Consider the following 12,789-nt stretch of genomic DNA (forward strand, 5'->3'; position numbering starts at 1 on the left):
ATCTGAGGGAGGTGAAGTATGAAGGAAAGAACCAGTCCTGTGAAAGCGACAGAGACGGTACCGGAATTTGTGCTTAAAGACCACGATAATAAAGAATTTGATTTATCAAGCCGGAAAGGGAAACGGGTTTTGCTTTCCCTTCATCCTCTAGCCTGGACCAGCATATGCGCCAAGCAGATGCAAGCGCTGGAGGCAAATGAAGACACCTTTGCATCTCTGAATACGGTGCCTGTAGGCTTGAGCATTGACTCAGTGCCGTGTAAGCAGGCTTGGGCGGAACACCTGGGAATAAAAAGCCTGCGTCTGCTATCAGATTTCTGGCCTCATGGCCATGTTGCCAGACTTTACGGGCTGTTCAGGGAAAAAGAAGGTTTCTCAGAGAGAGCCAATGTAATCCTGGATGAAAAGGGCAAGGTCTCGTTTGTCAAGGTGTACCCATTGAGTCAATTGCCGGATATCGAGGAAATAATAGCAGTACTTAAAGGGCGCTGATTTTGTTCTGTGAGGCAGACTGCCTCAATGGGAGACGCTTCAGCCCGGGCTGCTGATGCAGGATTTACCTGGGGAAGCCAGGCCAAAGGTGGAGAATATTCTACGCGGCTGCTTTTTGCCGCACTTAGGGCATTCTACCTCGCTGTCGCTGTCAGCTATTTTGCGGTGGGCTTCAAACTTTTCGCCGCAGTTTGGGCACTCATATTCATAGATTGGCATGATTCGTTTCTCCCTAGATTTATAAGTATGCTCATTATCCGTAGCTAAGCCAGGGCTTTGGCCGTCAGCTCAGATATGCTGGTTACTTCGATATTCAAGCCGTAATGCTCACTTAGCTCTCCGATTTGATGGCGGCAGTTATCGCAAGATGTAACAACGATTTTAGCTCCGGTCTGGCGAATCTGGTCTGCCTTGAGCTTGCCAGCCTGAAGGCGAATATCAGTCCACTCTGGCACTGTCACCAGGCCACTTCCGGCGCCGCAGCAAAAGCTGTGCAGCCGATTAGGTAGCATCTCTCGAAAGTCTCCGACCACGGCCCGAATCACGCGTCGCGGTTCTTCAAGCAAGCCGCCCTTGCGCCCTAGGTTGCAGGAGTCGTGGTAGGTGACCGGCTCGCCATTTGTGGAGGGGTTAGCTTGCAGCACACCATCTCGCATATATTCATCTAGCACTTCGATTATATTGCGTACTCCGAAGGGCAAAGGACGGCCAAACCACTTGGGGACTTCCCATCGCATTGCGGTGTAGCCATGGCCGCATTCCGTGATAATCATTTCCTGTACTTTCAGCGTCTCGGCTTCTTTGATGATGCGTTGAGCAATGCGCTTAGCTTTGGCGGTATCGCCCAGGAAAACGGCGTAGTTGGCCGTGTCAAACATGCTCAGAGTCCACGATTCTTTGGCTAAGTTAAAGATTATCGCCTGTGGGATAATGGTATGGGCTCCGGCCAGAGGCACGTAGAGGAAGCGGGCTCCTTTCTTATCCACCGGTATCTTGGCTTTGGAGCTGCCCAAGCGGTCCTGCACTTCCTTCTCTAGCTCCTTCACCTGTTCTAAGAATATTTCACGGAAGAGGTCAGCATTCTCTTCCTTGGCGATGGCGGCACCTGCTATCTCGCTGAGCATCTCAGGGCCGTGTCCAGTTGCGGTAGTCACTGACCTCATCACCCGCATGATCTCGGCTGTCTCTACGCCGAAAGGACATTCGAAGGTACAACGGTGACATAAGGTACAATTGGCAAAGGCTATCTCTGCAAGTTTGTATAAAGCCTCATCCGCTGTTGCTTTGGCGCCGAACCACCAAGGAAAGGCACGGGCAATGGGGTCGAAGAGTTGGCGATACAAACGGCGGACTTGCTCAGCGCGGTAATAGGGAGTGTGCTCTGCCTTGGGGTTAGACCGGTAGTAGTGACAGCTCTCGGTACAGATGCCGCAGTGGACACAGACCTCCAGGGCAGTCAACACTCTGCGGTCAACCAGGTTGCTAAGCATTTCCCTGGCCAGAGCCATCTTGTTTTGTTCGGCGATTGCTGTGCGTGTCATATTCTTATTCCAATACACTGCGGCGTCCAAAAACCAAGCCTAAAAAGACGCGTTCGTAGAAGAAGTATATGAAGTGCCGGAGCTTGCCGAAGGGAACATAGGCCATGGTGATGCCCGAGGTAGCCCAGAAGGCTGGCAGATACTTTATTGCGTAGGCCGATATGGCTGCGGATACCAGAAACAGCGTGGTCAGTGCCAGGGCAAAATAGTCGTCAGGCGTGCTGAGGAGTCGCATGGTTGGGTCTGCAATACGAATCCAGAAGCCTGCTAATCCCAAAAGGGCGCCTATGCCGAATAGGGCTGCCAGGGAGAGGCGTAATGGTTCGGGCATTTGAGCCAGCCAGGGAGTAGCTATCAGGTAAGCTGCACCAGCGAAAATGCACAGGTGAAAGATAACGCCGCGGATGTATGATATCCAGTGTATGCGGGCACTCTCCTTGCCCCAAGGGGCCAGACCCAGGGTGAAGGCCCATAGCACTCCCTGAGCTGGCGAGCCTTTGATCGGTGCCAGTTCGGCGTTGTAAGGTCGGCGTTGTGAAATCACCAGAATGGCTATTACGCCTGCTATAAAGATAACGGCGCCGATAAGCACCACCCCTGCGGCTACCGTGTCCAATGTGCTCATTTCAGCTTCTTTATGAAGAAGGTGATAACCTTGCCCTCTCGTTCCATAGCCAGGACCTCGTTGCCGGTGCTCTTAGCCCAGGCAGGTATGTCGGCAAGCACACCTGGGTCAGTAGCTGTGGCCTTCAGTACGCCGCCGACGGGCAGACTCTTTATCGCCTGACTAACCTTGACTATTGGAATGGGGCAGAGCAGTCCCTCCAAATTCAGTTTTTGGTCTGCCTTTATGTCTTGTGGCATTGTTGCCTCCTTATGCGTCATATGAATAACGTTACTTTGGAGTGGAAAGCCATCTCTAACATGGTGGCCACTCCACATGAGTCTTCGACCTCGTCAATCAGGTCCTCCCGTTTTATCTCCATGACCTGCATGCTCGTCTCACAGGGCAGGAGCTTAACTCCCAGATCAATAGCGGTCTGCCGAAGTTCTTCCAGGGGTGTTATTTTATGTGACTTCATCATCCGTTTGAACATCCACCGGCCGATGCCGCCGAAATTGAAGCGGGAAGGGCCGATGCGATTGATGCCACCCCGGTTCAGGAGGCCCATCATGCGGCCAAAGAGGCCCTGGCCTGTAAAGTTCCCCTTCTGGATGGCCTTTATACCCCAGAAGGTGAAAAACATGTTAGTTTCCTTGCCGGCTGCGGCAGCCCCAATGGCGATACTGAAGGCAGCAAAGACTTTATCCATGTCGCCACTAATTATAATCATGGTTACTGCATCATCTTTTGCCATTTCTTTCCTCCTATTTCATTATTAATTCTTGTGTGTTGAACGTGGCATGCTCCAGGTTGCGAGTACCTGCTATGCCACAGGTAGGAGCTACAGGCCCCCTTAAGCTAGGCTGGAACCGTCTTTGAACCTGTCCGCTGGCACCTCCTTTGCAGTATGAGCTGGCTGCTTTGTATTTATTCTGATAACTGTGACCTCTTGTTGTGTCCAATCCCATAAACGAGGCTCACGGCCTCGGCCGTTCTAGCCTCAGCCGCCGCTGAATGCGAACCTGGTGAAGAATCTGAACTTATCGGCGGGGCTATCGAATTTCTCGACATTGCCGCTTTCGCAGCGGGGACATTTCACATTCTCTTTATCTTTCAGATTTTCTGGCTTTGGTTTGGCGAATGTAATTCTGCAGTCGTTACATCCGTATTCTTGCGCTGGCATTTTGTATCTCCTTTTCTGCTTTAGAATTAAGCTACTAATCTCTCGGCTAACTGTTTGTTCTTTTCTATCTGGTCGAGAAGTATTTGATGTACCATGTCACAGGCATCGCCTATTTTCGGGTCGCTCAGGCTGTAGTAAACACTTGTTCCTTCACGGCGGTGTTGCACCACACCTCTGTCGCGGAGAATGGCGAGGTGCCGGGAGACAACCGCTTGAGGCAGCTCCACCACACGGGCTAGCTCGCCTACTGTCCTCTCGCCCTCACGCAGCTCATCGATGATGATGAGCCTCTTCGGGTCAGCGAATGTCTTGCACAATTCCGCCTTTAGATTGTAGAGCTCAGGGTTATGTCTCACTAGCAATACACCTTCCTTTGTTGTTAATATAAATATATGTATATTGAAATATTATCATATTATGACTGCATTGTCAAGTCTGGCTTGTTTTCATGTCTTTGCGAGCCTTCTCTCCGGTCCTTTTAACGCACCGAGATCGCCACGTCACGATTGCATCGGGACTCGCGATGACAAGTGGGTAAATGTACGGACTGGGCTTTAGCCCTGTCCGAGACGCCCGTTTATAATTTCACGGACAGACCTGAAGGTCTGTCCCTACATTGTAGCAGCTGCGTATTCGCCCCAAATCCTAAAGGTGGTATAATAAGCGCTCGAGGTGGATAATGGCCAAGTACATAATCGCCCATGATGTGGGCACCAGCGGCAATAAGGCAGTTCTGGTGGATATTGAAGGACATGTCCACGGCAAGTGCTTTGAGCCCTACAAGACCTACTATCCCAAGCCGGGCTGGGCGGAGCAGGAACCTGTAGATTGGTGGAACGCAGTGACTCGGACGACGAGGCTTCTACTGGAACAAACCGGTGTTTCACCCAAGGATGTGTTATGTATTACTTACAGCACGCAGATGCTCGGCATAATCCCCATGGATTCGCGAAAAGGGCCGCTGAGACGTGCCATAATCTGGCTTGACAACAGGGCTGGTGAGCAGGCGGAGCGGCTGATGAGAAAATTCTTGGGCCCCCGTGTTTTTGCCCTAATTGCCGGCGCTACTTTAGGTGGTAAGGATGGTTTACCTAAGCTGCTCTGGCTCAAAGGTGAAGAGCCCGAGATTTATAACATGATGAGCTGTTTTCTCGATGTCGCCGGTTATCTTTTCTATCGCAGCACGGGCAACATGGTCATGGAATGGACCGGCGGCTCTGTCTTTGGAATTGACCTGAAAAAGAAGACATGGCTTAATGGTATTTTTCGCTATGTCGGTCTTGACTCTGAGAAGTTTCCGCCTCTGGTTCGGTCGATAGACAAGGTCGGCGAACTTACGCCAGAGGCAGCCAAGGAATATGGGCTCCTACAGGGTACGCCAGTAATCGCCGGTTCTGGAGATGCTTCGTGTGCCGCGGTAGGCTCTGGTGCCGTCGGTGAAGGCGAAGGACATATCTATCTGGGGACGTCTGGCTGGGTGGGTGTGGTCACAGAACGAACACCGCAGGGCAAATGTGGTGCTGCCACGATTCATTCGGCGGACCCGGGCAAGGCGTTGCTATTTGCTGAATCCGAGACTGCCGGCGCCTGTCTGCAGTGGATTGCCGACGAGTTCTACAAGGCTGAGAAAAAGGACCCGAATATCCCCAGTGTCTATGCCCTTATGGATGATGAGGTTGCCAGAATTCCACCGGGCTCCAATTACCTGCTCTTCACCCCCTGGATTTACGGCGAAAGGGCTCCTATAGATGATTGTTATGTCCGTGCCGCCTTTCTCAATTTGAGCGCTGAACATAGCCGTGAGGACTTGCTGCGGGCTGTCTACGAAGGTGTGGCCTACAACATAAGGTGGATCGTACAAATCGTGGAGAGAGAATTCAAATTTCCATTGCCGCAGCTCAGAGTCATAGGTGGTGGGGCAAAGGGGAAACCGTGGATGCAGATTATGGCTGATGTAACTCAAAGGAAAATTGAAACCGTTTGCGACCCTCAAGAAGCTGGAGCGGTAGGAGCAGCGCTGGTAGCTGCTGTTGGCCTCGGTATATACCCAGATTTTGAGTCTCTGAGAAAGGTGGTCAAGGTAGATAGAGCTTATGAGCCGCAGCCGGAGAATTCGGAGATTTACGACTCGCTGTTTCATTCATATCAAGAAGTGTATGGTAGCCTGCGGAATTTCTATAGAAAGCTGAACAAGGAGAGATTTGATAAAGCAACATTGTAAGGAGGTGCTAATATGGATAGAGAAGAGATTCTAGGTCTTCCCATAGCTCTGCCGGATGGCGTGGATTACGATGAATATGTTATCGGCACGTATTTGGTTTCCTACCCGGCAGCGCTCCCCGTGCCACTGATAGCTCCCATGCTGGCTGTGGAGCAGAGCACAGGCACCTGGGTGCCCGTGCCCGGTGAGACTCCAGAGGTTCGTTGCCAGCATATCGCCAAGGTGATCGGCGTCTACGAGATGCCCGACTACGAATCCACCGTACCTCCCAATCTACAAGACAGGAAGTGGTTTGTGCAGGTGGCTTATCCGGAGGTTAACATCGGCGAGCAGATACCCATGCTGCTGACTACAGTGGTGGGCAACATTTCTATGGGTGGCGACATAAAGTTGGTAGATATTCGTTTCCCTGAGAAATATGTTGCTGGTTTCAAGGGACCGAAGTTCGGCATTGAAGGTGTGAGGAAAGTGTTAGGCGTGGAAAAACGTCCCCTTCTTAACAACATGATAAAGCCGTGCACGGGTTATACATGTGAGGTTGGAGCTGAGTTGTTCCGGAAGGCAGCGGCTGGTGGCTGTGACATTGTTAAGGACGATGAGTTGATAGCCGATGCTTCATTCAATTCAGCGCTTGAGCGTGTTAAGAGCTATATGAAGATTGAGAAGCAGGTCTATGAGGAAACAGGTGAACGCACTCTATATACCGTGAACGTAACGGATGCCATCCCCAAGGTCTTTGAAAATGCCAAGCGCGCTGTGGAATTGGGCTGCAATGCGCTTATGATAAACTACCTCGCCGTCGGCTTTCCGGTTATGCAGGCGCTGGCCGATGATCCGAAAATAAATGTTCCTATCCTTGCCCACATGGATGTTGCCGGCGCCTTCTATATGTCGCCCTGGCATGGCATGAGTTCTCATCTTGTACTGGGCAAGCTGCCTCGGCTGGCCGGTGCTGATGTTGTTGTTATTCCTGCCCCCTACGGGAAAGCGCCGGTGATTGATTATAAGTTCAAAAACGCTGCTAGAAACCTGTCATTCCCGTTGTACAACCTGAAGCCGACGTTACCTATGGCATCTGGCGGAATTACGCCGTCCATGGTGCCACAGGTGATGATGGCTTTGGGCAATGATATCGTCATAGGCTCTGGAGGCGGCATTCATGCGCATCCTCAGGGTCCTATCGCTGGTGGCAAGGCGTTCCGTCAGGCGATCGATGCCACTATGCAGGGCGTTCCACTGGCGGAATATGCCAAGGACCATAAGGAATTGGCGATTTCCCTTAAGGAATGGGTAGACCCGTTCAGCAAAGGCATTAGGATTTGAAAGGAGTAAGCAAATGTCTAAGGTTACAGTTTTAGGTGGCTGTGGGGCGGTCGGCAGCATAGCCAGTGACACGCTGGCTTCAAGCGGCGTGTTCTCCGAAGTAGTTGTCGCTGACATTAATGTTGCGGTAGCAAGAAAGCTAGTCGGAAGGCTCAAAGGATGTAAAGTTTCCGCCGTGGAAGTTGATGCCGAAAATCCCCAGAGCATAAAGAGGGCGATTGGCGGCTCATCGGTTGTCCTGAACTGCGTTGGGCCGTTCTACAAGTACGGCCCCAGCATACTGAAAGCCGTGATAGAAGCCAAAATCAATTATGTCGATGTCTGCGATGATTTTGATGCCACGGAGAAGATTCTGGCCATGGATGATAAGGCGAAGAAAGTTGGTGTTTCAGCACTCATCGGAATGGGGAGTTCGCCCGGCGTGGCCAATGTTCTGGTCAGGTTCTGTGCTGATTCTCTGCTCGACCAAGTTGAGGCGGTGGACATATATCATGCCCATGGCGGCGAGAAGATTGAAGGTCCGGCGGTGGTGAAGCACAGGATTCACTCCATGAAGATAGATATACCAATGTTCCTTGGTGGCAAGTTTACCACGGTGAATCTCTTTGAGGACAGCGGAAAGGCCTTGGAGGAGGAGACTGAATTTCAAGATGTCGGTAAATACAGCGTCTATAGCTATCCGCATCCTGAGACTATAACTCTGCCGAAGTATTTAAAGGGTGTAAAGAGGGTGACAAATCTAGGGCTGGTACTGCCGCCGGCTTATGCCGAGCTGATAAAGGGGATGGTAAGGCTGGGTATCACGGATGAGAAACCCATTGAGGTACAGGGTCACAATGTTATTCCTCTGGAGTTTGCTGTAAGCTATATACTTTCCCAGCGGCAGAGGCTGCTGAAAGAGGCTAAGATTAACCAGCCGATGGGTTGTTTGAAAATTGTGGTCAAAGGGTACAAGGATGGCGGGAAGAACACGTATATTTTCTCGATGTCTTCGCGAGGGCAGGGCATGGGTGAAGGCACAGGTATACCGGCGGCGATAGGTGCCATACTCATGGCTACAGGAAAGATCAAAGAGAAGGGTGTGCTTCCGCCTGAAGCCTGCGTCAATCCCATGGACCTGCTTGAGCTTGCCAAGACCAAAGTGAAAGCTGCTGCCGGTAGAGGCTTTCCTATCAGCATCGAACATATAGACAAAAATGGCAAGTCGCAGAAGGTGAACCTGCTTAGCTAGCTAACTTGATTACCTGGTGTTGCGGAGATGGTCTGTCAATGTAGGGGCGAGGCTTTAGCCTCGCCCAATGCGACCTTAAAAAGGTCGCAACTATATTGGAAAGTAGACTGTCGCCAAGCACTCTCCATTCACCATATTATTGTTGTCTCTCAGAGAGGTGAACCAATGAATATCCGTGAAGCCATATGCCATCGTATCAGCGTGCGTCATTACCAGTCACGGCCTGTCCCGGAAGAAGTTCTGCAGGCTGTGGTCGGCTCTGGTGCGAACTCTGTAGCTCTGGATGGTGGTATCCGAATCCGCTTTCATCTTGTCAGGGAAGGCAAGTCAGTGGCTGAACGGATGCTGTTCTTCACCGGGGCACGGTTGCTTTTCGGCTCGTCACCGCACTTCATCATAGCCACATCAGAGGATAAGCCGTTGTTTATGTTGAACATGGGCTTCCGGATGGAGCAGATGATACTCTTTGCTACCCAGCAGGGCTTGGGCACCTGCTGGATTGGTGGCTTGTTCACCGAGGAGCGTATTGGTGGTTTCTTGGGGTTGGAGAGAGATGAGCGTGTCATCGCCTTGACGCCGCTCGGTCATCCAGATACCTCACTTTACGGTCGGCTTACGCATGACCTGTTCGAGCTGGGGGCGATGAATTTCGGGCGTAGGAAGCCGCTGGAGCAGATAGCTTTTAGCTCTGAATGGGGCGAGCCGCTTAGGACTGAAGATAAGGAACTTCTTGAAACTCTGGAATGTGCCCGTTTGGCTCCATCGTGGGCCAATACCCAACCGTGGCGCTTTTTGGTAACCGGAGAGAAAGTCATAGCTGTGGCAGATGCCAAAGGAAGATACAGTGCCGTTCGTGATGGCAAGCACTATTATCGCCTTGACGTGGGCATCGCTATGGCACATTTCTTTCTGGCGGCCAAAGAGATGGGCTGGGGTGGAAAATGGCAGGTTACAGGATTTGACCCGGCGCAGGTAGCGAAACAGCATTGCATTCCTGATGACTACGAAGTGCTCGGAATATACAGGAGGAAGCAAAATGCCAGAAAAGTTGATGATTGAAGGATTCGAACCGTACGTAGGAAAACATTGCGAGACGACTGCTTTGAAGCGGGTGCTGGACTATCATGGGCTTAATTTGTCCGAGGAGATGTTACTGGGGCTGGGTGGTGGCATCGGTTATATTTACTGGTACATGAAGATGATGCCATACCCTTTTATCGGTGGTCGTAACGGTAAGGTTGCCGAGTTTGCCGTAACCATCTGTAAGCGGCTCGGTGCCGAGGTAACCATGATGGAGACAGCCAGTGCCGGCAAGGGATACGAAGAGCTAAAGGCTTTGCTTCGTGGCGGCGAGCCAGCAGTCGTTTATCTGGACATGGCTTACCTGCCATATTTCGCCCTTCCAGAGGAAGCCCATTTCGGCGGACATGTTGTTGTTGTCTTTGGACTGGATGAGGATAAGGACATTGTGCATATCTACGACCGAGGCAAAAACCCGGTAACGGTAAGCATGGCTGACTTAGCCCGGGCGAGAAGTTCAAAATTTCCTCCTTTTGCCCCGAAACATCGGCTGTTGAAGATAAAGTATCCAGCGCAAATCGGCGATTTAAGCACAGGTATTAAGGATGGCATACTCGATTGCTGTCACAACATGCTGAAGCCACCGATAAAGAATATCGGTCTTGCTGGCATGCAGAAATGGGCTGAGCTGGTGGTAAAGTGGCCGGAGCAATTCAAGGACTTGAATCTATTAGGTGCTCTGATGAACGGCTTCATGTATATTGGGATAGCTGGCACTGGGGGAAGTGCCTTTCGCTCCATGTATGCCAGATTTCTCGAAGAGGCCAGCTTAATTGTCGGCAAGCCGGCTCTCAAGGAAGTGGCGGAGATAGTGCGCCAGTCGGCGGAAATCTGGGGGCAGATTGCCTCGGGGTTTATGCCCGATTCTTGGCCCAATCTCAAAAGGATGAGGCAGCTAATCGTTGAGAAGAACCAGCTCTTTGAGGAGCAAGAACCAGGCGTACTGGATGGCATGGCAAGAATTAACCAGGAGCTTGACGGTCTAATGGCAAAGGCTGTTGAAGACCTGGAGAAACCGCCCACGTTTCTATCTGATGTGCAGAGAAGCATTTTGAGATGCCATGACGTAGAAAGCCAGGCATTTCAGAAACTGAGCAGCGTTATTGCACAGTAGAACCAGAAAACTCCTCTCTGTGAAAGGGCAAGCTTTGAAAGTCTGGCCGTATATTTGAGGAAATTCTAAATTACGAATACTTTGAATTTAAATTTTTGAGCAGTGCAGTTGAGATTATATCGTCACTTCAATTAAGATAGCTGCACAAAAAGCCATGCCAGCTGTTTTTGGAACTGTAATCTTTACCATACTGGTACCCGGCTCCGTGACTGTCCTGGTGCCCTACCTGCTGCTGACATCTGGCCTTGAATGGACTTATGATATTGGAAACTCCAGGTTCATCGGACTTGCTCTGATTGCTCTTGGTGCCGCCCTCTATTTTTGGACTGCCTGGGACTTCGCTTTTGCCGGCAAAGGTACTCCGGCACCGATTGCACCTCCCAAATCGCTGGTATCGAGGCGGCTGTATCAGGTGAACAGAAATCCGATGTACACCGGAGTTCTACTTGTGCTTCTCGGCGAAGCAATTTTCTTTATGTCACTGACCTTGCTTGCCTACACTGCATTCTTATGGTTGGCTTCCCATCTTTTTGTTGTCTATTATGAAGAGCCGAACTTGAGGAAGAAGTTTGGAGCCACATACGGGGAGTATTGTAAGGTTGTGCCCAGGTGGATTCCCCGGGTGGAGCGTGCCAGTAAAAATAGGTGACAGGCATCGGGAAGATTCTTGAATAGGCTAGCGCTTTAATTAAATAAACCCAGGCCGACGTTTAGTGTGTTGTATCACCCCCATCATTAAGCTACAATTAAGGCTACAATTTCTGTCATTAAGAGTGCGACCTGAAAAATTTCCAAAATAAAACATGGGAGGATATCATGGCTAAAGATTATGGGATTATTGATGCTTGGATGCAGCACCCAAACCTGAAGTTCTTAAATCACCCCATGTTCGATTCCCTTCGGAGATGGACGGGGACGGAAGAACTAACCGAGGAGATTCCGGTAGAGACCACCATAGCTGCCATGGATGAGGCAGACGTTGGATTGGGCTTGATATGTGCCTGGTGGGGTCCCCAGGGGCCGCTTATCTCAAACGATGAAGTGGCTACCCTTGTCAAGAAGCATCCTGACCGTTTTGTTGGCATCGGGTCGGTTGATTTGTATAGGCCTATGGACGGAATTCGAGAGCTGAGGCGCTGTGTGCGTGAACTCGGTTTCAAGGGTTTGAGAATTGTCCAGTGGCTTTGGAATTTGCCCCCCACTGACAGGCACTATTATCCTCTGTACGCAGAATGCACAGAACTCGGCGTTCCATTCTGTTTTCAGGTGGGACATACTGGTCCCCTCTGCCCTTCTGAGCCGGGACGGCCGATACCATATATCGATGAGGTCGCCATTGAATTTCCTGAGCTTAGGATCGTTGGGGGGCACATCGGATATCCCTGGACGGTGGAGATGATTGCCGTGGCAACGAAACATCCGAATGTCTATATTGATACCTCGGCCTATACTGCCAAACGCTACCCAAAGGAATTCGTAGACTACTTGAAAAAGAACGGGCAGAAGAAAGTCCTTTTCGGCACCAATTATCCCATGATTACTGCAGCCATGTGCTTAAAGGATTTGGATGCGCTCGGACTGGACGACGAGGTAAAGAAGCTGTTCCTTTGCGAGAATGCAAAACGCGTATATGGGCTTCAGTAAGAAATAAGTTCCCGCGGGCTTAGTTTCGCTCTCACACAGCACACATTGTATCGGCTGGTTTGGAGCCAGCCCCTGCAGAATCTTCCAGCTATCCGTCTCAGCCTATTTTTTGACCAATATTCTGTACAGAGCGAACACGACTAGCAGGTAGGCTATCAGTCTTATTGTGATAAGAAAGATGGTCAGGCCTGCGGCGAGCCCAAGGAGTGTCATAAGATGAGAGATGGCAAAAAGGCCGAAAGCTATGCCGATATAAAGCGGCACATCGTACTTCTTCTTAGCGTAAGCCCAGATGCCTAAGGCAAGTATTACGATGCATAGCACAAAGTTAGTTGTGGTTACCGGGTCCATGTCTT

16 protein-coding genes are annotated in these 12,789 nt (G+C 50.8%); 8 read left to right on the forward strand and 8 right to left on the reverse strand.

What is annotated here, in order from left to right; translation table 11 throughout:
* Positions 1-18: 18 nt before the first annotated feature.
* Entirely contained in the window at positions 19-492 is a 474-nt protein-coding gene (locus FJ023_01895) for a redoxin domain-containing protein (GenBank protein MBM4446090.1), read from the forward strand.
* Between the two features lie 39 nt (positions 493-531).
* Here the strand turns inward: FJ023_01895 and FJ023_01900 are convergent, their stop codons facing one another.
* From FJ023_01900 to FJ023_01930, 7 genes are all read right to left on the reverse strand, one after another.
* Positions 532-711 carry a zinc ribbon domain-containing protein gene (locus tag FJ023_01900; GenBank protein MBM4446091.1) on the reverse strand — a complete coding sequence of 60 codons (180 nt, stop codon included), beginning with the start codon at positions 709-711 and terminating at the stop codon, positions 532-534.
* Positions 712-755: 44 nt separating this feature from the next.
* Positions 756-2,033: a (Fe-S)-binding protein gene (locus FJ023_01905; GenBank protein MBM4446092.1), complete on the reverse strand. Its 1,278-nt coding sequence runs from the start codon at positions 2,031-2,033 to the stop codon at positions 756-758.
* A gap of 4 nt (positions 2,034-2,037) precedes the next feature.
* Positions 2,038-2,658 carry a hypothetical protein gene (locus FJ023_01910; protein MBM4446093.1) on the reverse strand — a complete coding sequence of 207 codons (621 nt, stop codon included), beginning with the start codon at positions 2,656-2,658 and terminating at the stop codon, positions 2,038-2,040.
* Entirely contained in the window at positions 2,655-2,885 is a 231-nt protein-coding gene (locus FJ023_01915) for a sulfurtransferase TusA family protein (GenBank protein MBM4446094.1), read from the reverse strand. Before FJ023_01915 ends, FJ023_01910 begins: the two co-directional genes overlap by 4 nt.
* A gap of 29 nt (positions 2,886-2,914) precedes the next feature.
* Positions 2,915-3,391, reverse strand: a complete 477-nt coding sequence (locus tag FJ023_01920; protein MBM4446095.1) for a hypothetical protein — start codon at positions 3,389-3,391, stop codon at positions 2,915-2,917.
* A 246-nt stretch (positions 3,392-3,637) separates the two neighbouring features.
* Positions 3,638-3,820, reverse strand: a complete 183-nt coding sequence (locus tag FJ023_01925; protein MBM4446096.1) for a hypothetical protein — start codon at positions 3,818-3,820, stop codon at positions 3,638-3,640.
* Between the two features lie 26 nt (positions 3,821-3,846).
* A complete protein-coding gene (locus tag FJ023_01930) occupies positions 3,847-4,218 on the reverse strand; it encodes a winged helix-turn-helix transcriptional regulator (protein MBM4446097.1) in 372 nt (123 codons plus the stop codon).
* A gap of 281 nt (positions 4,219-4,499) precedes the next feature.
* On the opposite strand from FJ023_01930, the gene FJ023_01935 reads away from it, so the two are divergent.
* From FJ023_01935 to FJ023_01965, 7 genes are all read left to right on the forward strand, one after another.
* Positions 4,500-6,041, forward strand: coding sequence for a hypothetical protein (locus FJ023_01935; GenBank protein MBM4446098.1), 1,542 nt, complete (start codon positions 4,500-4,502; stop codon positions 6,039-6,041).
* Between the two features lie 12 nt (positions 6,042-6,053).
* Positions 6,054-7,364 (forward strand): ribulose 1,5-bisphosphate carboxylase, encoded by a 1,311-nt coding sequence (locus FJ023_01940; GenBank protein MBM4446099.1) that lies wholly within the window; start codon positions 6,054-6,056, stop codon positions 7,362-7,364.
* Between the two features lie 13 nt (positions 7,365-7,377).
* Complete coding sequence (locus FJ023_01945) at positions 7,378-8,595, forward strand: saccharopine dehydrogenase (protein MBM4446100.1); 1,218 nt, start codon at positions 7,378-7,380, stop codon at positions 8,593-8,595.
* A 27-nt stretch (positions 8,596-8,622) separates the two neighbouring features.
* Complete coding sequence (locus FJ023_01950; protein MBM4446101.1) at positions 8,623-9,654, forward strand: hypothetical protein; 1,032 nt, start codon at positions 8,623-8,625, stop codon at positions 9,652-9,654.
* Positions 9,593-10,789, forward strand: a complete 1,197-nt coding sequence (locus FJ023_01955; protein ID MBM4446102.1) for a DUF4872 domain-containing protein — start codon at positions 9,593-9,595, stop codon at positions 10,787-10,789. The genes FJ023_01950 and FJ023_01955 overlap by 62 nt, the downstream gene beginning before the upstream one ends.
* Before the next feature lie 154 nt (positions 10,790-10,943).
* Positions 10,944-11,438, forward strand: coding sequence for an isoprenylcysteine carboxylmethyltransferase family protein (locus FJ023_01960; GenBank protein ID MBM4446103.1), 495 nt, complete (start codon positions 10,944-10,946; stop codon positions 11,436-11,438).
* A gap of 167 nt (positions 11,439-11,605) precedes the next feature.
* Positions 11,606-12,433 (forward strand): amidohydrolase, encoded by an 828-nt coding sequence (locus FJ023_01965; GenBank protein MBM4446104.1) that lies wholly within the window; start codon positions 11,606-11,608, stop codon positions 12,431-12,433.
* Positions 12,434-12,535: 102 nt separating this feature from the next.
* Here the strand turns inward: FJ023_01965 and FJ023_01970 are convergent, their stop codons facing one another.
* Positions 12,536-12,784 carry a hypothetical protein gene (locus tag FJ023_01970; protein ID MBM4446105.1) on the reverse strand — a complete coding sequence of 83 codons (249 nt, stop codon included), beginning with the start codon at positions 12,782-12,784 and terminating at the stop codon, positions 12,536-12,538.
* Between the last annotated feature and the right edge of the window lie 5 nt (positions 12,785-12,789).

This window comes from Chloroflexota bacterium (assembly GCA_016875875.1).
Classification (GTDB): Bacteria; Chloroflexota; Dehalococcoidia; order GIF9; family UBA5629; genus 9FT-COMBO-48-23.

What these genes read in the sequence shown, in the direction of transcription:
- FJ023_01895 (MBM4446090.1), top strand. Translation starts at nt 19, where the DNA reads ATGAAGGAAAGAACCAGTCCTGTGAAAGCGACAGAGACGGTACCGGAA.
- FJ023_01900 (MBM4446091.1), bottom strand. Translation starts at nt 711, where the DNA reads ATGCCAATCTATGAATATGAGTGCCCAAACTGCGGCGAAAAGTTTGAA.
- FJ023_01905 (MBM4446092.1), bottom strand. Translation starts at nt 2,033, where the DNA reads ATGACACGCACAGCAATCGCCGAACAAAACAAGATGGCTCTGGCCAGG.
- FJ023_01910 (MBM4446093.1), bottom strand. Translation starts at nt 2,658, where the DNA reads ATGAGCACATTGGACACGGTAGCCGCAGGGGTGGTGCTTATCGGCGCC.
- FJ023_01920 (MBM4446095.1), bottom strand. Translation starts at nt 3,391, where the DNA reads ATGGCAAAAGATGATGCAGTAACCATGATTATAATTAGTGGCGACATG.
- FJ023_01925 (MBM4446096.1), bottom strand. Translation starts at nt 3,820, where the DNA reads ATGCCAGCGCAAGAATACGGATGTAACGACTGCAGAATTACATTCGCC.
- FJ023_01935 (MBM4446098.1), top strand. Translation starts at nt 4,500, where the DNA reads ATGGCCAAGTACATAATCGCCCATGATGTGGGCACCAGCGGCAATAAG.
- FJ023_01940 (MBM4446099.1), top strand. Translation starts at nt 6,054, where the DNA reads ATGGATAGAGAAGAGATTCTAGGTCTTCCCATAGCTCTGCCGGATGGC.
- FJ023_01945 (MBM4446100.1), top strand. Translation starts at nt 7,378, where the DNA reads ATGTCTAAGGTTACAGTTTTAGGTGGCTGTGGGGCGGTCGGCAGCATA.
- FJ023_01950 (MBM4446101.1), top strand. Translation starts at nt 8,623, where the DNA reads ATGGTCTGTCAATGTAGGGGCGAGGCTTTAGCCTCGCCCAATGCGACC.
- FJ023_01955 (MBM4446102.1), top strand. Translation starts at nt 9,593, where the DNA reads ATGACTACGAAGTGCTCGGAATATACAGGAGGAAGCAAAATGCCAGAA.
- FJ023_01960 (MBM4446103.1), top strand. Translation starts at nt 10,944, where the DNA reads ATGCCAGCTGTTTTTGGAACTGTAATCTTTACCATACTGGTACCCGGC.
- FJ023_01965 (MBM4446104.1), top strand. Translation starts at nt 11,606, where the DNA reads ATGGCTAAAGATTATGGGATTATTGATGCTTGGATGCAGCACCCAAAC.
- FJ023_01970 (MBM4446105.1), bottom strand. Translation starts at nt 12,784, where the DNA reads ATGGACCCGGTAACCACAACTAACTTTGTGCTATGCATCGTAATACTT.